The 23,500-nt window shown below is 38.6% G+C and carries 17 protein-coding genes; 13 read left to right on the forward strand and 4 right to left on the reverse strand.

What is annotated here, in order from left to right:
* Nucleotides 1–270 precede the first annotated feature (270 nt).
* Entirely contained in the window at nt 271–825 is a 555-nt protein-coding gene (locus A3K91_RS02635; protein WP_062843892.1) for a fasciclin domain-containing protein, read from the forward strand.
* 651 nt (nt 826–1,476) lie between these two features.
* On the forward strand, nt 1,477–2,100 hold the full coding sequence (locus A3K91_RS02640; protein WP_062843893.1) for a fasciclin domain-containing protein: 624 nt from the start codon (nt 1,477–1,479) through the stop codon (nt 2,098–2,100).
* Nucleotides 2,101–2,370: 270 nt separating this feature from the next.
* On the opposite strand, the gene A3K91_RS02645 is transcribed toward A3K91_RS02640, so the two are convergent.
* On the reverse strand, nt 2,371–3,918 hold the full coding sequence (locus tag A3K91_RS02645; protein WP_062843894.1) for an alanine/glycine:cation symporter family protein: 1,548 nt from the start codon (nt 3,916–3,918) through the stop codon (nt 2,371–2,373).
* A gap of 1,021 nt (nt 3,919–4,939) precedes the next feature.
* Between A3K91_RS02645 and A3K91_RS02650 the strand changes: the two genes are divergently transcribed.
* From A3K91_RS02650 to A3K91_RS02665, 4 genes are all read left to right on the forward strand, one after another.
* Entirely contained in the window at nt 4,940–5,572 is a 633-nt protein-coding gene (locus A3K91_RS02650; RefSeq protein ID WP_062843895.1) for a LemA family protein, read from the forward strand.
* Nucleotides 5,573–5,719: 147 nt separating this feature from the next.
* On the forward strand, nt 5,720–6,886 hold the full coding sequence (locus A3K91_RS02655) for a TPM domain-containing protein (RefSeq protein WP_062843896.1): 1,167 nt from the start codon (nt 5,720–5,722) through the stop codon (nt 6,884–6,886).
* Between the two features lie 50 nt (nt 6,887–6,936).
* A complete protein-coding gene (locus A3K91_RS02660) occupies nt 6,937–7,461 on the forward strand; it encodes a TPM domain-containing protein (RefSeq protein ID WP_062843897.1) in 525 nt (174 codons plus the stop codon).
* Nucleotides 7,462–7,673: 212 nt separating this feature from the next.
* Entirely contained in the window at nt 7,674–8,672 is a 999-nt protein-coding gene (locus A3K91_RS02665; RefSeq protein WP_062843898.1) for an adenosine deaminase, read from the forward strand.
* Between the two features lie 150 nt (nt 8,673–8,822).
* Here the strand turns inward: A3K91_RS02665 and A3K91_RS02670 are convergent, their stop codons facing one another.
* Complete coding sequence (locus tag A3K91_RS02670) at nt 8,823–9,641, reverse strand: SIR2 family NAD-dependent protein deacylase (protein WP_062843899.1); 819 nt, start codon at nt 9,639–9,641, stop codon at nt 8,823–8,825.
* 35 nt (nt 9,642–9,676) lie between these two features.
* On the opposite strand from A3K91_RS02670, the gene A3K91_RS02675 reads away from it, so the two are divergent.
* Nucleotides 9,677–10,045 (forward strand): hypothetical protein, encoded by a 369-nt coding sequence (locus A3K91_RS02675; RefSeq protein ID WP_062843900.1) that lies wholly within the window; start codon nt 9,677–9,679, stop codon nt 10,043–10,045.
* A 288-nt stretch (nt 10,046–10,333) separates the two neighbouring features.
* Here A3K91_RS02675 and A3K91_RS02680 read toward each other — a convergent pair whose 3' ends face one another.
* Both A3K91_RS02680 and A3K91_RS02685 read right to left on the reverse strand, forming a co-directional pair.
* Nucleotides 10,334–10,627 (reverse strand): contact-dependent growth inhibition system immunity protein, encoded by a 294-nt coding sequence (locus A3K91_RS02680; RefSeq protein ID WP_062843901.1) that lies wholly within the window; start codon nt 10,625–10,627, stop codon nt 10,334–10,336.
* 39 nt (nt 10,628–10,666) lie between these two features.
* A complete protein-coding gene (locus A3K91_RS02685; RefSeq protein ID WP_062843902.1) occupies nt 10,667–11,323 on the reverse strand; it encodes a hypothetical protein in 657 nt (218 codons plus the stop codon).
* 502 nt (nt 11,324–11,825) lie between these two features.
* Here A3K91_RS02685 and A3K91_RS14180 point away from each other — a divergent pair.
* The 6 genes from A3K91_RS14180 (at nt 11,826) to A3K91_RS02710 (ending at nt 23,304) form a co-directional block, all read left to right on the forward strand.
* Nucleotides 11,826–11,972 (forward strand): type I restriction-modification system subunit M N-terminal domain-containing protein, encoded by a 147-nt coding sequence (locus A3K91_RS14180; RefSeq protein ID WP_416231964.1) that lies wholly within the window; start codon nt 11,826–11,828, stop codon nt 11,970–11,972.
* Nucleotides 11,973–12,055: 83 nt separating this feature from the next.
* Nucleotides 12,056–15,367 carry a helicase-related protein gene (locus A3K91_RS02690; RefSeq protein WP_062843903.1) on the forward strand — a complete coding sequence of 1,104 codons (3,312 nt, stop codon included), beginning with the start codon at nt 12,056–12,058 and terminating at the stop codon, nt 15,365–15,367.
* Nucleotides 15,367–16,278 (forward strand): DUF4391 domain-containing protein, encoded by a 912-nt coding sequence (locus A3K91_RS02695; protein ID WP_062843904.1) that lies wholly within the window; start codon nt 15,367–15,369, stop codon nt 16,276–16,278. Before A3K91_RS02690 ends, A3K91_RS02695 begins: the two co-directional genes overlap by 1 nt.
* Before the next feature lie 105 nt (nt 16,279–16,383).
* Complete coding sequence (locus tag A3K91_RS02700; protein WP_208855353.1) at nt 16,384–18,264, forward strand: site-specific DNA-methyltransferase; 1,881 nt, start codon at nt 16,384–16,386, stop codon at nt 18,262–18,264.
* Between the two features lie 8 nt (nt 18,265–18,272).
* Nucleotides 18,273–20,096, forward strand: coding sequence for a site-specific DNA-methyltransferase (locus A3K91_RS02705; protein WP_062843906.1), 1,824 nt, complete (start codon nt 18,273–18,275; stop codon nt 20,094–20,096).
* Nucleotides 20,097–20,106: 10 nt separating this feature from the next.
* The gene (locus tag A3K91_RS02710) at nt 20,107–23,304 is read left to right on the forward strand and encodes a type III restriction-modification system endonuclease (RefSeq protein ID WP_062843907.1); all 3,198 of its coding nucleotides are present in this window, start codon (nt 20,107–20,109) and stop codon (nt 23,302–23,304) included.
* The last annotated feature ends 196 nt before the right edge of the window (nt 23,305–23,500 follow it).

A 23,500-nucleotide genomic window follows, 5' to 3' on the forward strand; every position in this document is an offset into this window, starting at 1 on the left:
TCTCTTATGAAAGACAGACGCAACTTACACCACAACTACAAAAAGTAGCGTAAATTCGAGTTTATAAATATTTTTTATATGTTAATTTAATTTCAGAAGGATTTGTTTTTCGTAAGCAATACTTACTAGTAAATGTGCATGATTTCATTGACTTAATGTTAATATTTATCATGAATGTTTGCTTAGTGGTTAGCATTACGAAAAGAAGATCTGATCTGTAAGACAATAATTTTGTGGTTAACAAATAATTGAATCATTAAGGAAAATGTTATGAAACTTACTAAAATCGCTACTCTTGGTACTTTGGCACTCTCAATTGCAGGCCTAAGCGCTTGTAACAACATGATGCCAAACAAAAGCGCTGATATGAAACCGCCAATGCACAGCCAATCTATGGCAAAAATGAACGTCGTACAAGTTGCTCAAAGTAATCCTGATTTTTCAGTACTAGTAGAAGCCATTCAGGCCGCTGGTCTAACAGGTGCTCTAGCCAATCCAAACGCTCATTACACAGTGTTCGCGCCGACCAATGAAGCCTTTATGCAAGCGTTAAAAGAAACAGGTATGACCAAAGCACAGTTATTCGCAAACAAACCATTATTGACCAAAATCTTGGGCTACCATGTAATCAGTGGCGATATGGCAATGTATAAGAAAGACGTGAAGCCAGGTAACGTCATGACATTGAGCAAAGACACGTTGATGGTGACCAATCAAGGTAAGCTGATGGATGAGATGGGTCGTACGACCAATATTGTTAAGACGGACATCCCTGCCAACAACGGTGTGATTCACGTGATTGACAGAGTATTAATGCCTAAATGATAAGTAGGGCACAAATAAGTAGTGTCTGAACAAGCATCGCTTAATGTACGTTATATGTCCTTTCTATAAGATGAAGCTGGTATCAATACTAGCTTTCATCACTCATAAATTTACTAACTATTTAATCAGAAGATAGGTGTCGTTTTAGATATCATCTAAAGTTCTCTTAAAAAGCTCTCCTAAATAGTTACTACTATTGATTCACTCTAATAAAACTTCAGACCATAGGCGTGAAGTTTTTAACATCTTTATCGGACTTAACGCTTTTTTTGACTCAAGTCTATAGAAAAGAAAATCTGATGACCGATTCCTCTTATATGTGTAACCGTATGCTCTGTTGTAACAAGGCGAGAAGGCGAATGAGTCATCTAGGAAATAGCTCCTTTACTATTATATTAGCTATTATTCAAATAATTCCTTGTTTTGTACACGTGATTGATACAGTCTCGCTACCTAAGTATGCAGCAATTTAAAATGAATCAGTTAGAATCATAGTCATTGGAATAACAGTATCGATGTCCTCGAACTGTGTGACAGGTTTTACTTGCTATGCACAAGTCCATAAGTCATCTGCTGTTATATGCACATATTGAGCAGAATGGTTTGTTTAACAAACGATTTAACCCATTATTTATTTATAAGGAAATACCTATGTTAAAGAAGAATTTATTATCGATCGCAGTTGTTACAGCCGCTATGTCACTGGCCGCTTGTAATGATAAAGAAGCCGCTACTGATCCTGTAGAAGCTGATACGACTACTGAAGAAGTAGTAGCAGAGCCAGCGGTAGGAACGGCGCCAGAAGCTGAAGCAGAGCCGATGGCTGATCCAATGGCAGAAACGGATGGCATGGCAACACAGACCATCGCTGAAGTAGCAGCTGGTAATGAAAATTTAACCATCTTGACAGCAGCGCTTAAAGCCGCTGGTCTTGATACTATGCTAATGGAAGATACCAAATACACTGTATTTGCACCAACTGACGACGCTTTTGCGCCAGTACTAGAGAAGTTAGGTGTGACTAAAGAAGAGTTATTGGCTAACACCGAACTACTGAAAAAAGTATTGCCTTACCACGTAGTACCGATGGAAGTAAAAGCAGCTGATATCCCTTACGGTACAGACATCGAAACTGCTAATGGTGCAACGATTTCTATCAGCGATGCTAACGTGATTACTGATGCAACTGGTGGTACAGCAAACATCACAGGTACTGATATCATGGCAACCAATGGTGTTGTACATACTATCGATGCAGTATTAATGCCTGAATAAGCTACTGTTGGAAGCCTTTTTTATAAGATATTTCCGTAGTAAAGAAGCCTAGCCACTGAGCTAGGCTTTTTTGTGCTCAGGTACTAACTATTTATAAAAGAGTAATCTATGAAAAGAAGATAGATGGATAGAGAGTCATGTTTTAATATACTTCACCTAACTCTACTTAAGACAAACATGACTCATGAATTTTAATTATATAAAAAAGCCCGAGACAATCGTCTCGGGCCTTTTTGTATACTATTTAACTGATAACTATGATAAAGACGACTATCGAATGTCTTTACGTAGTGGATCAGCTGCCATTCTTTGTTGCTGTTTTAGATGACGCTCTTCCCAGTAAGGTGCGTTTTTGATACCGAACTTGGCTGGGTCAAAGGTATATTCGTCAACCCCAGCTTTAAGTTGTGCTTCGTAGTCTTTCAGCATGGTTAGGGTTGGACGAGCCACAAAGAAGATGACCAAAATACCCACAATGTTTAACCAAGCCATGAGGCCGACACCGATATCACCAATCGCCCAGATGTAACCAGCTGAGTTTAGGGCACCGTAAGCCACCATCACCATGATTAAGATTTTAACTAAGAATAAACCTGTCTTATTGGCACCGCGCCCAAGAAAGCGTGTCAAGTAAGCCACGTTGACTTCAGCGATGTAGTAGTAAGCCAAAATTGTCGTAAAGGCAAAGAAGAATACAGCAACTGCAATAAAGACATTACCAGTAGTACCGTATACTGATTCCATTGCCATTTGCGTAAAGGCAGGGGCGTTAATTTCAGTAGTAGCTGCAACGTTCTGTACGATGAATTGACCATCTGGTAATGTACCTTGAATGTTGTACATGCCAGTAGACAAAATCATGAATGCAGTTGCAGAACAAACCAGTAGTGTATCAACATATACTGAGAATGCTTGTACTAAACCCTGTTGTGATGGATGCTTTACTTCAGCAGCGGCTGCTGCATGAGGACCAGTACCTTGACCTGCTTCGTTAGAGTAAATACCACGTTTGACACCCCAACCGATTGCAGCACCAAAACCTGCTTGTGCCGTGAATGCATCGCTGATGATCAAACCAAATACATCTGGAATCAAGCTGAAGTTACTGAACATGATGATTAAAGCTAAGGCAATATAACCGACTGCCATAAATGGAACAGCAAATTCAGTGAAGGTTGCAATACGTTTGATACCACCGAAGATGATGATACCTAGTACGACTAAGATGATGGCTAAGCCCACCAAACGCATAGAGCCGACTTCTAGGCCTGCCACGTTCATGACAGTACCTTCACCCATAAGTTGCGTGAAAGCACTGAGAACACCGTTTGCCTGTACACCAGGTAAGAACATACCACAAGCTAAGATAGAAGCGATTGCGAAGAGGATGCCGTACCATTTTTGACCAAGGGCACGCTCAAAGTAGTAAGCTGGACCACCGCGATATTCGCCAGTGATGACGTCTCTTTCTTTATAAATCTGTGCGAGTGTTGATTCAACATAAGCAGTAGATGCCCCTAAGAAGGCAACAACCCACATCCAAAATACTGCACCTGGACCACCGAAGCCGATAGCAGCTGCTACCCCAGCGATGTTACCCATACCCACACGCCCAGCTAATGCTACGGCTAGTGCTTGGAATGAAGAAATACCATCTGCACTGGATTTACCAGTAAATAGTAGCTTGATCATTTCACCGAATAGACGTACTTGTACGAAGCGCGTCATAATGGAATAAAACAAGCCTGCGCCTAAACACAGATAGATCAGCGCGGGGCTCCAGATAATTCCGTTTACTAAGTTAACTAAACCTTCCATATTTATATCCCTAGTACTGTCTCAAAGTGGCTCTGTATGCTCTAGGAGTAAGCTAACTGGTTAACTTACTTATTTAAGTTAAGCAGTTAAATTAGCTACATTGACTTATATATAGTTAAGTCTCATACGTGTTTAGCCAATAAGAATGGACTGTAGTTGTCCGTATTTATCCACTTGGCTTGCTAGCAACAATACCTATTTGCATAGCACTTATCATTCGTAATATTAGTACCAGCTGCATGTAAAACGCTTTTGCTACATTAATTACTCTCGTATCTTATTATGACGTGATGAATAAGATTCGTGATAAGTAGAGCAGCGGATAAAATAGGCGTTTATATAATTGAACACTCATCATCATGAGGGTGTTCAATTTGCTATGAGCCGTGTCAGCTGGATACATTACTGATAGGGCGTATTGAACGTACTAAAAGATATTTCATGGCTCAATAAGGATTTTATACCTCAATTACCAACTCTCTAATACGTATCAAAATATAAGTCCACTACCAAATGTATTCAAACCGTACGGCTACGTAACTGCAATTTGCCATATTTTTATCCTAATTACTAGAATTTTCTTTATGGAAAGATAGATATATTTGAATTTAGTGAGGTGAATTTGGTCATAAAATATGGGAAGCGTCAGTGTGCTTAGCTTTGCCGATTAGTGACTGTATATCCTCATATAACGGTTTCTGATACTTGACTTGTAAAAAAAGTTATATAAAAGCCATAACAGCTTACAATTGGGGTTGTGTTTTGGTAACGGTCAATTGTAAAACCATTACGATAACGCCATTATTAATGTGATATTCGATAGGCAGTGAGACTTACAGGTACAATTGACACATATTGTTCAGGTTGTATCTACCTATCGATAGTTTGTCTACAAGAAAGTGCAAGCCTATGACATATAGAGTATATATATGGTCACTAGACTGGCATTAAAAAAATGAAAGAACTATTAGAAAACGTGTTACCAGCTATTTGTTATTTATGATTATTAGGAGAAACAACGATGACGCGTAAATCTATTATGAAACCAGTATTGTTAGCAGCATTATTGACGACTTCTACTGTCGGTTTGAGCGGCTGTGGGTATAACAATCTTCAAGCGCAAGACGAGCAAGTAACAGCGTCATGGTCAGAAGTGGTTAACCAATATCAGCGTCGCTCTGATTTGGTACCAAACTTGGTAAAAGTTGTACAGCAATATGCGACACAAGAGCAAGAGGTGTTCACGCAAGTGGCAGAAGCTCGCTCACGGGCTGGCGGTATTACCGTAACGCCTGAAGTACTCAACGATCCAGAAGCAATGGAGCGTTATGCTGCTGCGCAAGAGCAGATGACAGGAGCATTATCGCGTTTGATGGCTGTATCTGAGCGTTATCCTGAACTAAAATCAGATGCTTTGTTTCAAGATTTACAAGCCCAGCTAGAGGGCACCGAAAACCGTATCGCCGTCGCACGCAATCGCTATATTCAAGAAGTACAGGGCTACAATACAACGGTTCGCCAATTCCCAACCAACGTGACCGCAAAAGTCTTTGGCATGCAACCTAAGCCAAACTTTAGTGTCGCTAACGAAGAGGCGATTTCAACCGCGCCAAGTGTCGATTTTAGTGGTGACGATGCTGCGACAGCAGAGTAGGATTAGGGTCAACCAAAGCAATACAACAGTAGAGCGGTCGTTGCCGCTCTATTTGTTTGATGACAGGTCAAATGTGTTTTAAAGGTGTTGATGGACGTGGATGCCTATTAATTTAGTATAGATGTCACTTGAGGTGGTATAGATTAGATGAATAATTCAAAAGCAATCTTATCAACATTATTGTTTACACTCAGCATGACTGGTGCGTCAGTACTTTATGCTGCGCCTAATGCCGATGTTGGAACCAGTGTGGCCGCTACCGATAACCCCTCAACGATGCAAGATCGTAGTGTCGAGGATTTGGTTGCTATTGCCAAGGCAGGTGAGTCCAATGAGGCCATTAACGATGCAGTGCTGGGTAATGATGCCATTAACCCTAATGCAAGTAACAATGATGCGACTGACAGTGAGGTATCTACATCAAGCGCCAGTCGACCGGATGTAACATCAAGTGCACCCAGTATCGATTCAGATAAGCTAATACTAAACGAGCCAGTCGTCGATCAGGCCAATATCCTAAACCCACAAGAAAAACAGCGCCTAGAAGCGCAGCTTCGCGGTATCTACCAGCAAGGTTTGGCTCAGGCTGCTGTGGTCATTGTACCTACTACCAACGGCACACCCATTTTTGATTATGCGCTTCAAGTAGCCGAAAAATGGCAATTGGGTGATAAAGATATAGACGATGGTTTATTGATGGTCGTGGCTGTTAATGACCGTGATATGTATGTTTTAACAGGTTATGGATTAGAGGGTGTGCTACCGGATGCGGCCGTCAATCGTATCATTCGTGAAGACATCACCCCGTTGTTTAAGCAAAACAACTATGGCGGCGGTATTTTGGCAGGTATAGATGCACTCAAAACTCGCCTGACTGCTGATCCTGAAGTATTAGCTCGTGCTGACGCCCAAGCCGCTGAACGAAGCACACAACAAAGCTCAGATGAGGTACCAGCACCGATTTTCCTATTTATCATGGCGATGATATTTGGTAGCTTTATTACCAAAATATTGGGTCGTGTGTTTGGCTCTATCTTGACCGCAGGTGGCTTTTTTGCAGGCTCGTTAGCGCTAGGTGGCGGCTTTTTCATGACGTTAATCATGGCGATATTTATATGGATGTTTTTGATTTCGCGAGGCGGTGGTGGTAAAGGCGGCGGTGGTAAAGGGGGGCGTAGAGGCGGCGGCATAATTTTCCTACCTGGTATGGGCGGTGGCAGTGGTGGCGGCTTTGGCGGTGGTGGTTTCGGTGGCGGCGGCTTCGGCGGTGGTGGCGGTGGCTTTGGCGGCGGCGGTGCTGGCGGTTCTTGGTAATTGATTCACTAAACAACCGTCAGTAATGACGTATTTGAGGAAATAATACAATGGTAGAAAGCAACGCTTCAACTTCCAGTTTGGCTCGCTGGTGGCGTCAGGTATTGTTTGTCCCTTTATTACATAGTAAGTGGCTGACAGCGGACGCAAGAGCACGTCTGACAAAAAGAGTAGAAAGCGCTGAACAAGGGCATCGTGGTGAGGTTTTTCTAATTGTAGAAAATCACCTACCCATTCAAGATGCGTATTATATAAATTGTCGTGAACGAGCGATTGATTTATTCAGTGAGTATCGGGTTTGGGATACCGAAGAAAACACAGGTGTTTTGGTCTATGTCAATATTTGCGAGCACCAGTTAGAAATCGTGGCGGATCGCGGTATCAGTGCTCACGTCAGTCCCACCGTTTGGCATGCGATGTGCGAAAAGGCAGTATCAGGTATTGCCAACAAAAAAACAGAAGAGAGCGTGGCCGAATTGCTAGATGAGGTGGGGCAGGTGCTTCGTCAGTATTATCAATTAGAAGACAATCCATCAGGCAATGAGTTGTCCAACACAGTGGTGTTTTTGAAGTAATTGGTGTTAAAGGTGACGGTACTGTCTGTCACCTTCGTCCATTCTCTCATTGATGAGATATATAGATTGGTATGGTTGATTTTAGTTTATAGGGTTTTGAGGCAAATTCAAATATAATAGCGCTTCTATTGATAGAGAAAGTGGATATGCAAATTGCGCGTATCTAATTTTTCTATCAATAGGCTTTAATACAAAACCAGTACTGGAACACTATGATTGATTTAATAAAGAAACTACCAAAAGCTGAGCTGCATTTACATATAGAAGGTTCTCTAGAGCCTGAGCTGATGTTTAGGTTGTCCAAAAAGAACCAAGTAGACATTCCTTATAAAGATATAGAAGATGTACGCAACGCCTATAATTTTACCAATCTACAGACCTTTTTAGATATCTACTATGCGGGCGCTAATGTCCTTCTCACAAAAGACGATTTTTATGACCTAACGTGGGAATATATCTTGAAGTGTGTCGAAAACAATATCATCCATACTGAGATATTTTTTGATCCACAAACGCATACCGCCAGAGGCGTTCCTTTTGATGTAGTCATTACAGGCATTAAAGAAGCGCTACAGGATGCCAAAGCCAAATATGGCATCACTTCTTGTATTATCATGTGTTTTTTAAGACACTTATCACAAGAAGACGCATTTGAAACGTTGGATGCGGCACTCAAATATCAAGATGATATTATCGGTGTAGGTCTGGACTCTTCAGAGCTTGGCAATCCACCTTCAAAATTTAAAGACGTGTTCAAGAAGGCAAAAGAAGCAGGCTTTAAATTGGTCGCTCATGCAGGCGAAGAAGCCGATTTTTCGTACATCTATGAAGCATTGGATTTATTGAGTATTCACAGAATTGATCATGGTGTGCAATCTATAAAAAGTGCCGCGTTAATGCAGCGTCTAAAAGACGAGCAAATGCCGCTCACCGTTTGTCCGAATTCGAACATTGAACTCAAGGTTTTCGAAACTTATAAAGAGCACAATATCAAAGAGCTTTTGGATTATGGCTTAAATGTCAGTGTCAACTCTGATGATCCAGCGTATTTCAAAGGCTATATGAATCAAAATTTTATCAACTTACACGAAAATATTGAACTGTCAGAAGATGATATTGTGACCTTGGTAAAAAACTCGTTTAAGTCAGCATTTATCAGTGACGAGTTAAAAGAAGTCTATTTAGCAAAAGTTGATCTTGCTCTACAATGAACTTCGTTTGATTTCTGACTTAGTCGCATTTAATTGAGTAAACATAAAAAAGGCTTAATGGCTGATATAAACCGTTAAGCCTTTTTTAGTGCTACTGTTTTAAACTGCCCATCACTTATCTAGCGTCATCTTCTACAAATACCTTTCTACTTATGAGCCAGTGATTTGCTTTACTAGCAAGGGCATTATCAACCCTGCTTTTTCTTTTATGATGATATCGACGATGGTGTTCGGCGTTGGGTTTGGATTTATCTCGATAACCTTAGCGCCATTTTGCTTGGCTAACTGTGACAATCCAGCAGCAGGATAGACGAGGCTGGATGTACCAATACTGATAAACATCTCACAATCAGCAGCAGCCTCTTCTGCGGTCTGCCATGCTTGTACTGGCAACGATTCTCCAAACCAAACAATATCTGGTCTGATATAACCATCACAGTGCGAACAAGTGATCAATGCCTCAGCGTCAATCGCATCAACGTCACTGCTATGTAAAACTTCACTACTATGTAAATTGTCTGATGTGCTTTTATAAGGTGTCTGGCATTGATTGCAACGATTAAGTGCCAGATTGCCATGCAGATGAGTCACGATACTACCAGCTTGCTCATGCAAATCATCCACATTTTGAGTGATGAGGGTTAGTTGCTGATGGTTGGCTCTTGCGCGTCGTTGCCAATATGCTAAGGCCTTGTGTGCGGGATTGGGTTTTTTATTCGCGACCAATTTTCGGCGCCATTGATACCATGACCAGACCAGTGCTGGGTCACGAGAGAATGCCTCTGGTGTGGCTAAATCTTCTGCCTTATAGTTTTCCCATAAGCCAGTTTGCTTATCCCGAAAAGTAGGAATGCCGCTTTCTGCTGAGATGCCAGCACCAGTTAAAATACAAATGCGCTGTTTTGATACCAATAGTTTGGCTGCATCTTGTACTTCTGCTATTAACGCTGGTGATAATTCTGCTAACATGAGCCAACCCTTGCTAATAATGGATATTTTTTCTCATGATAGACGGAATTTGGTGGCTTGTCATATTGTTCGTTGTGATCGCAGCCTTGTGGTTATTGGCAAAGTCGCGTGGCGTCAAAGCAGGCGAGACATCTTATAGCGGGCAATCAAAACAGACTAAAACCACTGCTAATGATGGTCTACAAAAGACGTCAGCTTTGTTAAAACAGTATTTCCCTAATTATCGAGTCACTCGCAAGGCAAATCATTTATTGCTCAGCCAGCAAGACCAGAAAGTTGCGATGATTACGATGGATAAGAAGGTTGCCATAGGCCAGCGACGTCTTGGCAGCGTGCCTGTGATTAATTATCACCGTGTACCTAGCCGCGCACAACTGACGGCCAACTTGCAAGATATGAAATAGATTAATATTAGCGGAATTTTAGAATGATAGACACACGGCAAAATACACAAATAGATTTGGGTATAAGTGAGTCATTAGGGTAATACTAGGAAAGGGGTAAATACGGTGATTGGTGCGCTCGGCGGGAGTCAATCATAGACCTGTAACCCTTTAATTTAAAAGGATTCGAATATATTTTAAATTATTTTAACAACGGATTTAACAACATTTTGTAGTTGTTACTCTTGGCTTATAACGTGGTAACTTACTCTTAGCTGTTTACAAAATAATTATGCTAATGAAAGTGAGTTATCTGATTTTAGCAATTAATATCTTATAAGCTGACTCAACCCATACTTGCTCACTAGAATAACCATATAGTAAAGGGTTGAAGTCAAAGCTGTTAGCTTCAAAAGTTGTTTTTGCGAGATTGTTCTCCATTATATATTCAAAATCTTGAACTAAGCTGTTCAAAGTCTCTAAATTTTCCTTACTTGCAAAGTGAATGATTACATCTGCGTCATTCACTTTAGTATCAGAATACTCCGCCCACCAATTTTGATAGAAGTAGGCGTTCATTAGATATATAAATGTATTTATCATGATGTCTTCTGTAGAGAATTTTCGCTAACTTATTATTCTTTATCTGCAAGCTAATTCTACTGCTTGCAATGCGGAGTCTCCATAACTATCAAGCATATCAGTAATCTTACAGCCTTCATCAGAACACTTCAATGAAAAGTCCTTGTAGTTGTTAAAATCACTGTCTGCAATATCTTCATCACCGTCAAGCAAGATACTAGCGCGCACATTACCATTATCTAGCACCTTATATTTTACATCAGCCGCTTCATCTATTGAATAGCCGTTCCCCACGCTTAAGTTCAAGATATAACGAACTTCACTGCAGTCTGAAATTTCATCAGCATAGCCATCATAAGTATTCATGGAATCCGCTTTAACAAGAGCAATAGCATTTTGTAAGTCTTTATCTGCGTAAGCAAATAAGGTATCTAAGTCTTCAGCGTTAGGGTTATTTTTTAATGAAAGCACAGCATCGCGATATAAAAATTTAATGATGTCTTTTTTATGATTATCATTACTAACTGTTTCAGTTGGTTCTTTAGAAGCGTTTTCAATTTTTTCAAGAGCTGGTGTGTTCACCTTATTATTAGTTTGAATGTCGCTTTTTTCAGGCGCCTGATCGTTACGGCTCTTATCGGTTTGATTGTTGGTACTATCACAAGCTGATAATAAGAGGGCGGCCACTAAAGGTAGGGTGAAGCCAATTCTTTTCATAAAGTAATCCTAATATAATTTTGAAAAATGATAAGTGAATATATCCGCTATTGCGCAAATGTGCTCGCTTCGCGCATATTATTGCTCATTTTCGCTCGTTTTTACCTTTTAAAAATGGGTTAACAATATAAGTCATTGTATCTATTGACTATTAAATTATAAAAAAACCTTTATTGCGCGCGAAAATGGGGTAAAGGGCGCGCAACAACGAGCGAAAACGAGCACAATAATTACAATTTAAAGTGAAGCGAGAACCATATCCTATCTATTAGCGAATCGAGCTATTACCTATAATAAGTTTCTATACTCATTACCTGACATCCCTATAACTCACCTATCAAAGAACTGATATAATTCCAAGCATCTTACCAAACATTCATTTGCTTTAATTTTTATATTTCGATTACGATTTTTATTATCCCATCTCAAACAATAAGACGCTCCTATGACCACTCATAATTACTCTCAAACCGCGGCTTTCATCTGAACAGTTGCTGACCTATTGCGCGGTGATTCCAAATGGGCACAGTTTGGGCGTGTGATATTACCTTTTACCTTATTACACCGCTTAGAGTGCATATTGAGTGATCATAAAGAAGCCGTTGTTGAGAAGTATGCGGCTATCAAAGAGGGCAGTTTGCCCGAATAGATGATAGAAAAACAGCTAAAACGTGTCATAAACACGCAATTAATATAAGAAATGAAATTTAAAGATAAAGGTATCTAATCAGTATGCTAATAGATAACGTAGTAGAAAAAGTATCAGACACTCTTATTAGTTCGATCCAAGATGATGACAAGCTATCGGTAATGACAGGCCTTTTTTCTATATATGCATATGAATATTTGAAAGAATTACTTGATAAAGTTGATTCAGCTCGGCTGCTCTTCTCTCAAGCTAAAGGGTTTGATTATTTAAGCTCATCAGATAATGAGTCTCCATTTGGTGCGTTAAATGGTACGGCTTTAGAAAACAAGTTTCGTAATCAGCTAAAACAAAAGGCAGTAGCTCAAGAGTTTGCAAGTTGGTTAGAGAAAAAAGTTTCAGTTCGACTGGTTCAACAGATTGGTGCCGTTCATCAACATGTCATACATGTAGATTCAATATTTGAATCAGTTGCTATCAATGGGGCCCAATTTAACGGTCAAGGTCTGGGTCTAACTGAATCTAAGGGTTTTGATATGATAACCCTTGCAAATGCTGACCAAGCTAAAGAGTTGCTTGCATTCTTTAATCGAGTTTGGAGTAGTAAAGCACAAGTCAAAGAAGCTAAAGAGCTTTATCAAGCAGAATTAGCAAAGCTAACTTCGGACCAAACACCCCAATTTATTTACTTTATTACTTTGTATAGTATCTTTAAAGGCTTTATTGGTGAGCTACAAGAAGATAAGATCTTGAAAATAAAAACAGGTTTTAAAGATACTATCGTCTGGAATAAGCTCTATAAGTTTCAAAAGGATGGCGTGTTAGGTGCAATCAATAAGCTAGAACACTTCAACGGATGTATTATTGCTGATAGTGTAGGCTTAGGTAAAACATTCGAGGCACTTGCTGTAATTAAGTACTATGAGCTTCGTAATGATAAGGTCTTAGTGCTCTGTCCAAAAAAATTGCGTGATAATTGGTTGATCTATACACAGAACGATAAGCGTAACCTACTTGCAAGTGACCGTTTTAATTATGATGTGCTAAACCATACGGACATGAGTCGTACCACTGGGTTCTCAGGAGATATAAACCTTGAAACTATTAATTGGGGTAATTATGACCTAGTCGTAATTGATGAGTCTCATAACTTTAGAAATAATAATCCTAAAAAAGATGGGCGTAATCGCTATCAAAGGTTACTTGAGGATATCATCCAAGCTGGCGTAAAAACGAAAGTACTGATGCTTTCTGCCACACCAGTAAATAACCGCTTGAATGATATGAAAAACCAAGTTGCCTTTATTACTGAAGCAAATGACCATGCTTTGCTAGATCATGGTATTAGCAGTATTGAAGGAACATTAAGGCAAGCGCAAACAAGGTTTTCAAAATGGGCGGAACAAGATCCTGATGAGCGTACTTCAAAAGATTTGCTTGATTCAATGAACTTTGATTATTTTAAGTTGCTTGATATTTATACTATTGCTCGTTCTCGTAAACATATTGAAAAGTATTATGGCACCTCAGACATGGGGAAATTCCCTACACGTCTGCTACCAATCAACCTTAAGGCTTCAATAGACCTAAAGGATCAGTTCCCACCTTTAGAAGAAGTAAATAAAAATATCCGTAGGCTCTCATTAGCGTTCTACTCACCAATAAAGTACGTCAGAGTCGATAAAAAAGCTGAATACGCCAGAAGGTATGATCAAGAAGTTAAAGGCGGAAAAAGTGTATTTAAACAGATTGATCGCGAAGAAAGCTTGATCCATCTTATCCGCATTAACTTATTGAAGCGTATGGAAAGCTCCATTCACTCGTTCACATTAACACTAGAAAAATTATTGACGCAAGTGAATGTGTTGCTAGAAAAAATAGAGCATTTTGACTCCAATCTGATGAGTGAGGAAACAGAAGAGTTTGCAGCTCCATCAATTGAAGAAATCGATGATCTAGAGTTTGAATCTCCGGAGTTAGCGCCATACCTAATAGGTAATAAAACAAAAGTTCGTATCCAAGATATGGATTTAATAAGGTTCACTCAAGATCTAGAAGCAGATAGTGTTTTTCTTCAAGAGATCCTACGTGTATCTAAAAGTATAGATGCAGCACGAGATGCAAAGCTATTAATGCTAAAAAGTAATTATTCTGATAAATGTAAAAACCCAATAAACGGAAATAATAAAAAAGTAATCATTTTTACAGCATTTGCTGATACAGCGGAGTACCTATATAAAAATATTTCTCCATGGGCCAAGCAAGAGCTAGGTCTCCATTCAGCCATTATCACAGGGCAACGTACAGAAACGACTTTACGTGGACCTGATGGTAAGAAGTTCAAAACAGACTTGAACAGTCTTCTTACTCACTTCTCACCTAAATCGAAAGAACGTGACAAAGTATTCCCTGAGTTTAAAGAAGAGATTGATATTTTAATTGCTACTGATTGTATTTCAGAAGGTCAGAATCTTCAGGACTGTGATTATCTCATCAACTATGATATTCACTGGAATCCAGTTCGCATCATTCAGCGTTTTGGTCGTATTGATCGTTTAGGTTCAACCAATGATGTCATTCAGCTTGTTAACTTTTGGCCAAACATGGAATTAGATGAGTATATTAATCTTGAAGCTAGAGTTAGTGGTCGAATGGTCTTACTTGATATCTCAGCAACAGGTGAAGAAAATATAATTGAGCAAGACCCAAAAATAAACAAAGGGATGAATGACCTTGAGTATCGCAGAAAGCAGCTTGAACAGCTTCAAAATGCCGTCGTAGACCTTGAGGAAATATCTGGTGGGGTATCAATCACAGATCTCACTCTCAATGACTTCAGAATGGATTTAACAGGCTTTATTAGTAATAATGAGCAAGATAATACTAGCTTGCTAGAGCAAACTCCAATTGGTTTGTTCGCTCCTGTGATTATATCTAAAGAAGCATTTGAATCAGAATCAAGCCAGTTTGCAGGATTACAGGATGAGGTTGAACCAGGTGTTATTTTCTGTCTAAAAGATATCAAGGGTAAAGTGCAAGTTGAAGACAGCTATTCTCTCGCACCTTACTATCTTGTTTATGTCTCTGATGAAGAAGAGGTTTTACTTTCCTTTACTCAGTCCAAGAATATTCTTGATCTATGTAAAAAGCTAGGGTCAGAGCTAACCGAGATTAGCCAGTCCAGTACAGCTTATCAAGAGTTTGCTAGCAGAACTAAAAATGGTAAACAGATGAAACATTATCAAAATCTTTTATCGAAAGCAGTGGAGAATATTGCTGGTAAAAGCGAAGAGATTGGTGCTGTGAGCTTGTTTAATAGAGGCGGAACAGTCTTATCAGCATCTAGCACTCAAAACGTGAATGACTTTGAAGTGATTAGTTATATGGTTGTCTTGTAATGGAATATGTAGATTTTCGAGCTGCTGAAGAAAAAGATGATTCTCAAATTCGTGGCAGGTTGATAGACAAGGTATGTGACCACTTAAAACTTCCTGAGTCTACATTACTCGGTACACGCATCACTAAAAAAATGCTCATAGATAACAATGAGCTTAGTAGTCATGATAAAAAGTTAGTCACGGATGTTATTCAATCTATAGAATGGCGCAATACCCTGAAGCCAGACACAGTTAATATTTCTATGTATGTGACTGATACAGTTGAATACTTAGAAGTAGCGGTAATACGTGTTGTGCTAAAAGCTGGTAAGAAGCACAAAGACAGACTCACAAATATAACTAAGCTATTGCATACCTTAATTCCTTATCCAGTAGTTTTATTGATTGAGCTGCAGGATAATTTAGCAATTAGCTTGGCTGACAAGCGGATTAACCAAGCTGATAAAACCAAGCTGGTCATTGAGCATATTTATAACAGCGATTGGTTGCATCCAGAAAAACTAAGTGCTAACGAAAACGATTTTCTTAATGACTTCTCTTTGGTGAACGTCTCAAGTCTTAATTATTTTGAGCTCTATCAAGATCTTATCTCAATGCTAATAGGGTTAAAGACCAGTAGGATTTCTGGGATATACAAATCAAAGAACTCTTCAATATCTCAAAGTGATCGTAAGCCTGAAGCGCAACTAAATATTGAACAAAATACAAAGTTAGCTAGCTCGGATTTTTCTGAGAAGAGTAACGAAGATAAAACAGCTTTACTTCAGAAATTAGAAGGGTTGGAGGCAGAACTAGCGAGTATCAGAAATAAGTTAAAAAAAGAAATGCAGATGAATATAAAGTTACGTCTTAATGTAGAGGCACAAAAGATAAAACAAGAAATTGCTGCTATTAGAAATGAGTTGAAGTAGGGTGAGTCACCTAAGAATACAAGCTTAGTTATCTCTATTAGAACAGTGGCAGTATAACTATAGACTAATAAACAGGCCTAAAGGGTATATACAGAAATGAGTGAAATGGAAAAAATTACTGGCAATAGCCCAGAAGCGAAAAGCTTAGATATTACACAGCAAAACATTGAACAGCTTAAAGAGATCTTTCCTGATGTTTTTTCTGAAAATAAAATTGATTTTGAGGCTCTTAAAGCAGTTCTAGGAGCAGAGGTTGATGACTCAGAAGAGCGGTACAACTTCACATGGAATGGTAAGACTAAGGCTCGTCAACTCGCTCAAACGCCTTCGACAGGTACACTACGGCCTAGCAAAGAAGAAAGCGTAAACTGGGACACGACAGAAAACCTATTTATTGAAGGCGATAACCTTGAGGTGCTCAAGCTACTACAGAAATCTTATCATAAAAAAGTGAAGATGATTTATATTGACCCTCCTTATAACACAGGTAAAGATTTTGTATATAAAGATAATTTCAGAGATAACCTACAGAACTACCTTGAGCAGACAAATCAAGTTGATGATCAAGGCAATAAGTTCAGTACAAACTCTGACACTTCAGGACGTTATCATTCTGACTGGCTTAATATGATGTATCCAAGATTGAAACTTGCTAGAAACTTACTTAGTGATGATGGTGTAATTTTTATTTCTATTGATAGTAACGAAGTTTTTAACTTAAAGGCATTGTGTGATCAAATATTTGGTGAGAATAACTTTTGTGGTGACTTCATTGTAAAGAGCAATCCACGTGGCAGCCAGTCAAATGAGTTTTCTGCAAATCAACATGAGTATATACTTTGCTTTGCAAAAGATATTGATGTCATCTCATCGTTTAGTGTATCTCTCAGTGACGATATGGTCAGTGAATATAATTTGAAGGATGAAGGAGGAGCATATCGCTTACTCGGATTAAGACTCAGGGGAGGTTCTTGGAGAAGAGAACAAAGACCCTTACTTTACTATCCAATTTACGTAACCACAGATGGTAGTGTCTCATTAGAAGATAACGGCGGACAAGCTATTTATCCCATAAAACCTTCTACAGGTGAAGATGGTACTTGGAGGTGGTCGAAGACTAAGTTTAATAAAGACATTCATTTAATCATAGCTAAATTAGTACAAAGAAATGGAGAGAGCGTTTGGGATATATTTACTAAAGACTATCTCAATTCTCATAGTGGCGAAAAGAAAGGAACCAAACCGAAGTCTATATTTGATGAAAAAGAAGTTAATTATCAGAACGGTACAAATGAGCTCAAGGCTTTATTTGATGGGCAAAGTCCTTTCGATTTTCCTAAACCAACTTATCTTGTTAAAAAACTGATAGAGATGCACTGCAAAAGTGGTGACCTTGTTATGGATTTTTTTGCTGGATCTGGAACTACTGCACATGCGGCTCATGATTTGAACGACTATAACTTCATTTTGGTTCAATTACCTGAAAAGTCTAACTCAAATAGCAATGCATATAGATTGGGGTATGAAAATATAACTGACGTAACTAGAGCTAGATTAAGAAAAGCAGGCTGCTCTTTTAAGTGTTTAAAATTAAGTGATTCAAACATCCGTCCTTGGGATGCTGACTTTGACAATCTAGAAAGTGTTCTAAGGGAAGCAACTGAATCCATAAAAGCAGATCGCTCAAACGAAGATGTACTTTACGAGATTCTTCTCAAATACGGTGTTGAGCTCACAGTCCCAGTAGAGACTGAATTTGTAAATGGAAAGCAAGTCTTTGTTGTTGGAGCTGGGGCATTGATTGTGTGTTTAGACGATGGCATCACAAGTGAAGTAGTCGAAGGTATTGCGAAGCTTAAAGATGAGTTAGATCCAGAAACAACTCAGGTTGTATTTAAGGACGCAGGTTTTGCTGATAGCAACGTGAAAACAAATGCTATCCAGATCTTAAAGCAAGCTGGTGTTGACGATGTTAAAAGTATATAGGAAGCGAAATGGAAAAAATTACTGGCGATAGCCCAGAAGCGAAAAGCTTAGATATTACACAGCAAAACATTGAACAGCTTAAAGAGATCTTTCCTGATGTTTTTTCTGAAAATAAAATTGATTTTGAGGCTCTTAAAGCAGTTCTAGGAGCAGAGGTTGATGACTCAGAGGAGCGGTACAACTTCACATGGAATGGTAAGAATAAGGCACGTCAAATTGCTCAAACACCTTCAACAGGCACACTACGGCCTAGCAAGGAAGAAAGCATAAACTGGGATACGACAGAAAACTTATTTATTGAGGGTGATAACCTTGAAGTGCTTAAGCTACTGCAAAAATCTTACCATAGAAAAGTGAAGATGATTTTTATCGATCCTCCATATAATACTGGTAATGAATTTGTATATGATGATGATTTTTCAGATGGAATTAAATCATATTTAAAATTAACCAATCAAGTTGATTCCGATGGTAATAGCTTCTCAACGAACAGAGACGAGTCAGGTAGATACCATTCAAAGTGGCTAGACTTAATGTATCCTCGCCTTAAACTAGCAAGAAACTTACTCTCTAACGATGGTGCTATTTTTATAGCAATTGATGATAACGAAGTAGTTAATTTAAGGAAACTATGTGATGAAATATTTGGTGAGAACAATTTTCTAGCGAATATAATTTGGCAGCATAGTGTACAACCAAAAGGTTATTCGGGTATATTTTCCGTACATCATAATCATATTCTATGTTATCAAAAATCAGAAGATTTCGAGTTATGCTCATTAGAAAGAACAGATGAGGATAATAAAAATTATTCAAATCCTGACGATGATCCGAGAGGCTATTGGAGAAAAGGTGATGTTAGAAATGCACTCTATCGTCCAAACCTTAAATATCCTGTAATTACTCCTAGCGGAAAAGAAATTTCACCTCCTGAAAATGGCTGGAGATGGAGTAAAGAAACTTTAAAAAGTAAAATTGATTCTGGTGAAATTTATTTCAATGAAGATGAGACTAAATTTACGAGGAAGATATATTTAGATAGTTTAGATGGTAGAACACCTGAGACTATTTGGTTTGGAAAAGACGTAGGAACTACTAGAGAAGCGTCGAAAGAGATAAAAGACGCTTTTAATGGTGAAGCTCCTTTTGATACACCTAAGCCTATGAGGTTAATTAGCCGTTTAGCTGAGTTAGTAGGCATAACCCAAGATGATATTTGTCTTGATTTTTTTGCAGGTTCAGGTAGCACTGCATGCTCACTTGCTTTAAATCAACAAGCGAAAACAATTTCTATTCAATTGCCAGAAGTAATTGATACTAACAAGCCTCATGGAAAAATTGCACAAAAACTAAATTTAATTACCGTCGCTGATGTTGCTAAGGAAAGACTAAGAAGAACATTTTCTGATTTGGATATTGGCTTTAAAGTATTTAAGTTAGACGAAACCAATATTCGCCCTTGGGATGCAGACTTTGATAATTTAGAAAGTGTTCTAAGACAAGCAACCGAGTCTATCAAATCTGATCGCTCAAACGAAGACGTTCTTTATGAGATCTTACTTAAATACGGTATTGAGCTCACAGTCCCAGTAGAAACGGAAGTTATTAATGGCAAGCAGGTCTTTGTTGTTGGAGCTGGGGCATTGATTGTGTGTTTAGACGATGGAATCACGAGTGAAATAGTTGAAGGCATTGCCAAGTTAAAAGATGAGTTAGATCCAGAAACAACTCAGGTTGTATTTAAAGATGCAGGTTTTGCTGATAGCAACGTGAAAACAAATGCCATTCAGATCTTAAAACAAGCTGGTATTGATGATGTTAAAAGCATCTAAAGGATAAGTCATGTCTGAAATGAAAATAAAGTTTAATCCTGACCTTGCTCATCAAAAAGATGCGGTTAGCGCTGTTGTGGGTGTGTTTGAGGGCCAAGAAACCTTTCAATCAAATTTCTCTGTTGCGAGCAGGGCCTTAGCGAACCAACAGTTAGGCTTATTTGCCAAGAATAACGATATTGGTGTCGCTAATGCACTCAGTCTGCTACCAGAAGAACTGTATGAGAATACTCGCAATGTTCAGCTGTTGAACGGGCTCCCGCAGACAGAAACAACCAAACAAGCACTTCCTAGTCTCGATTTTACTATTGATATGGAAACAGGCACAGGTAAGACTTACGTTTACCTGCGTAGCGTATTTGAGCTATATGAGCGTTATGGCTTAACTAAATTTATTATTGTTGTTCCTTCGGTGGCCATTAAGGAAGGTGTCTATAAGTCTTTGCAAATCACAGAAGAACATTTCAGAAAAGAATATAAAAATATCCAGTATGATTACTTCGTATATGATTCATCAAAGCGAGATCAGGTAAGGAATTTCGCTACTAATGATTATATTCAGATTATGGTAATCAATATTGACGCTTTCAGTAAGTCATTTGTCGACCCTGAAAAAGAATCAACTGCTAACTTAATTCACCGTACAGATGATCGACTTAATGGCATGAAACCAATTGAGTTTATTCGGGCTACCAATCCAATAGTAATCATTGATGAACCTCAGTCAGTAGCTTCTACAGCCAACCGTAAAAAAGCGATTGCTAGCTTAAATCCGTTATGTACATTTCGCTACTCAGCTACCTTGAATGAGGATTTTAATAAACTCTATAAGCTGGATTCGAGGGATGCTTTTGAGCGTAAATTGGTAAAGCAAATTGAAGTTGCTTCATTAGAAATTAAAGATAACCATAATCAAGCCTATATCAAGCTTCTTAGTGTTGATAACAAGAAGTCACCAATCACTGCAAAAATTGAAATCGATGCTCAGACCAAAACAGGTAAGTTGCAGCCTCGTAAATCTATTACAGTAAAAGCCGGTACTGACTTATTCGAAGCCTCTGGTGGACGGGACCTCTACGAAGGTTACATGATCAATGAGATTTATTGTGAGGAAGGCAGTGAGTATATTGATTTTACTAGTCGTGATGACATCATAGAACTCAATCAGGCTATCGGTGAAGTTGATCAAGACACTTACAAACGACTGCAAGTATCAAAAACAGTAGAAGAGCATCTAGAAAAAGAACTAAAGTTTTATCGAAAAATTACCACTGGAGTTGATCCAATGGATCACTCTAAAGTTCTTAGCCAAAAAGGAATTAAAGTTCTTAGTCTATTCTTTATTGATAAAGTAGCCAATTACCGTGGGTACACTAAAGATGGTGTGCCTGTACAAGGTAAGTTTGCCAGTTGGTTTGAAGAAGAGTTTATAAAACAGCTTAAAAGACCAAAGTATCGTGTTTTATATCCTTCAGTATGGGATAAGGATGATTCTGGAAAGTCAATTATCAATGAACAAGCTCTAAAGGAGTTGGCAAGCTCTGTTCATAATGGTTACTTTGCGCAAGATAGAAAGAAAGACGCTCTAGGAAATCCGTTATTTGCAGAATCTAAGCTTTCAGCAAAAGGTGAAGGTGGTAAAACTATTGCTGATGAGTCAGCTTATAACCTCATTATGAAAGATAAAGAGAAGTTACTCTCAATGGATGAGAAACTGCGCTTTATCTTTAGTCACTCTGCTCTAAAAGAAGGGTGGGATAATCCAAACGTATTCCAAATATGTACTTTAAACGAAACCAAGTCTGAAACTAAAAAGCGCCAAGAAGTTGGTCGTGGTTTGCGTCTAGCTGTAGATCAGTCGGGTGAGCGAGTCCCTTACGGTTTTGAAGTAAATACACTAACAGTTATGGTAAACGAATCTTATGATCAGTTTGTAACTAAGTTCCAGAAAGAAATTGAAGAAGAAGAAGGTATTAAGTTTGGTGTGGTAGAAAAACATCAGTTTGCCAATATCGTAATATCCGATGGGCATAATGATAAAGAATTTCTCGGTGCAAAAAAATCAGAAGAGATCTATCAGCATCTTGAAAGTCATGGCTATATCAATAACAAAGGTAAAATTCAAGATTCTCTAAAAATCGATTTAGCTGATAATACGGTCGTTCTACCAGAAAATGCAAAAGAGCATACTGAAGCTATTCTTGCTACTTTAACAAAAGTTGCAAGAGGTTTGAATATCAAGAAGCATGAGGAAAAGAAGACTGCTAAGCTTAAGGAGAAAGACGGTAAGCAAGTCGTACTAGGGGATGATTTTAAAGCCCTTTGGGATCGTATCAAGTACAAAACTACCTATAGAGTGAATTTTAGCGTTAGTGAGCTTGTAGAGAAGTGTATCAAAGAGATTAGAGCATCTGTTGTTGTCTCTAGTGTTAAGTATGAGTCGAAAAAACGAAGAGTTGAAATTGCTGAATCTGGACTTCTGATCTCTGATTTAGATTTAGAGGGCAATAAGGTTCAAGACAAACAAGGTGTGCTAGAGGTGAACTTTAAGCTCCCTGATATTGTCACTTATTTAGAGTCTCAAACGAATCTAACACGCTCAACGATAATTTATATACTACTTGGTTTGGGCGATAAGCTCGAAGCATTTAAGAAGAACCCACAACTATTTATTCAGCAGTGTGCGGAAGTCATTCGCAAACAAATGCGTTTAGCGATTGTTGATGGTATCTCATATCAGCGCATTGGTGATGATAATTATTATGCTCAAGAACTGTTTCAAGAAGAAGAGCTAACAGGTTATCTAAAAAATATGGTTGAAGCACACAAGTCAGTTTATGATTACATCGTTTGTGATTCTAATACTGAGTTCGAGTTTGCTGAGAAACTTGAGCAATCAGCAGAAGTTAAACTTTATACTAAACTACCTGCTTGGTTTAAGATTGATACGCCATTAGGTAGTTATAACCCTGACTGGGCTGTACTGATTGATAAAGATGATGAGATGGGTGAGCAGCTATACTTTGTGGTTGAAACCAAATCAAGCATTTTTTCTGATGATTTGAGAGCAGCTGAAAAGGCCAAGATTGATTGTGGTATTGAACACTTCAAGGCTTTAAGCAAAGATAGCAATGGTGTAGATTTAGAAAACCCAGCTAAATTCGTGAAAGCTGATAACTACAATACTTTCTCTACACATTTTAGCTAATTGAATGACAATCTAAGATCATGACTAACATGGTCTTAGATTTTTATATGCTTGAAGTGTAGTTGTTAATTAATTTAGCTGATGATTAAACCACTGCTTCTCTAAACTGTGCCACCTTACAGATTACTAGTGGCAGCGGTATTAGCAAAGCAAAAGATGAAAAACAGGAAGAATTATCTGAAGCTGTGACGGACTT

Source organism: Psychrobacter alimentarius (genome assembly GCF_001606025.1).
Classification (GTDB): domain Bacteria; phylum Pseudomonadota; class Gammaproteobacteria; order Pseudomonadales; family Moraxellaceae; genus Psychrobacter; species Psychrobacter alimentarius.

What these genes read in the sequence shown, in the direction of transcription:
- A3K91_RS02660 (WP_062843897.1), top strand. Translation starts at nt 6,937, where the DNA reads ATGGTAGAAAGCAACGCTTCAACTTCCAGTTTGGCTCGCTGGTGGCGT.
- A3K91_RS02655 (WP_062843896.1), top strand. Translation starts at nt 5,720, where the DNA reads ATGAATAATTCAAAAGCAATCTTATCAACATTATTGTTTACACTCAGC.
- A3K91_RS02680 (WP_062843901.1), bottom strand. Translation starts at nt 10,627, where the DNA reads ATGATAAATACATTTATATATCTAATGAACGCCTACTTCTATCAAAAT.
- A3K91_RS02650 (WP_062843895.1), top strand. Translation starts at nt 4,940, where the DNA reads ATGACGCGTAAATCTATTATGAAACCAGTATTGTTAGCAGCATTATTG.
- A3K91_RS02640 (WP_062843893.1), top strand. Translation starts at nt 1,477, where the DNA reads ATGTTAAAGAAGAATTTATTATCGATCGCAGTTGTTACAGCCGCTATG.
- A3K91_RS02645 (WP_062843894.1), bottom strand. Translation starts at nt 3,918, where the DNA reads ATGGAAGGTTTAGTTAACTTAGTAAACGGAATTATCTGGAGCCCCGCG.
- A3K91_RS02670 (WP_062843899.1), bottom strand. Translation starts at nt 9,641, where the DNA reads ATGTTAGCAGAATTATCACCAGCGTTAATAGCAGAAGTACAAGATGCA.
- A3K91_RS02635 (WP_062843892.1), top strand. Translation starts at nt 271, where the DNA reads ATGAAACTTACTAAAATCGCTACTCTTGGTACTTTGGCACTCTCAATT.
- A3K91_RS02705 (WP_062843906.1), top strand. Translation starts at nt 18,273, where the DNA reads ATGGAAAAAATTACTGGCGATAGCCCAGAAGCGAAAAGCTTAGATATT.
- A3K91_RS02710 (WP_062843907.1), top strand. Translation starts at nt 20,107, where the DNA reads ATGTCTGAAATGAAAATAAAGTTTAATCCTGACCTTGCTCATCAAAAA.
- A3K91_RS02685 (WP_062843902.1), bottom strand. Translation starts at nt 11,323, where the DNA reads ATGAAAAGAATTGGCTTCACCCTACCTTTAGTGGCCGCCCTCTTATTA.
- A3K91_RS02665 (WP_062843898.1), top strand. Translation starts at nt 7,674, where the DNA reads ATGATTGATTTAATAAAGAAACTACCAAAAGCTGAGCTGCATTTACAT.
- A3K91_RS02675 (WP_062843900.1), top strand. Translation starts at nt 9,677, where the DNA reads ATGATAGACGGAATTTGGTGGCTTGTCATATTGTTCGTTGTGATCGCA.
- A3K91_RS02700 (WP_208855353.1), top strand. Translation starts at nt 16,384, where the DNA reads ATGGAAAAAATTACTGGCAATAGCCCAGAAGCGAAAAGCTTAGATATT.
- A3K91_RS02690 (WP_062843903.1), top strand. Translation starts at nt 12,056, where the DNA reads ATGCTAATAGATAACGTAGTAGAAAAAGTATCAGACACTCTTATTAGT.
- A3K91_RS02695 (WP_062843904.1), top strand. Translation starts at nt 15,367, where the DNA reads ATGGAATATGTAGATTTTCGAGCTGCTGAAGAAAAAGATGATTCTCAA.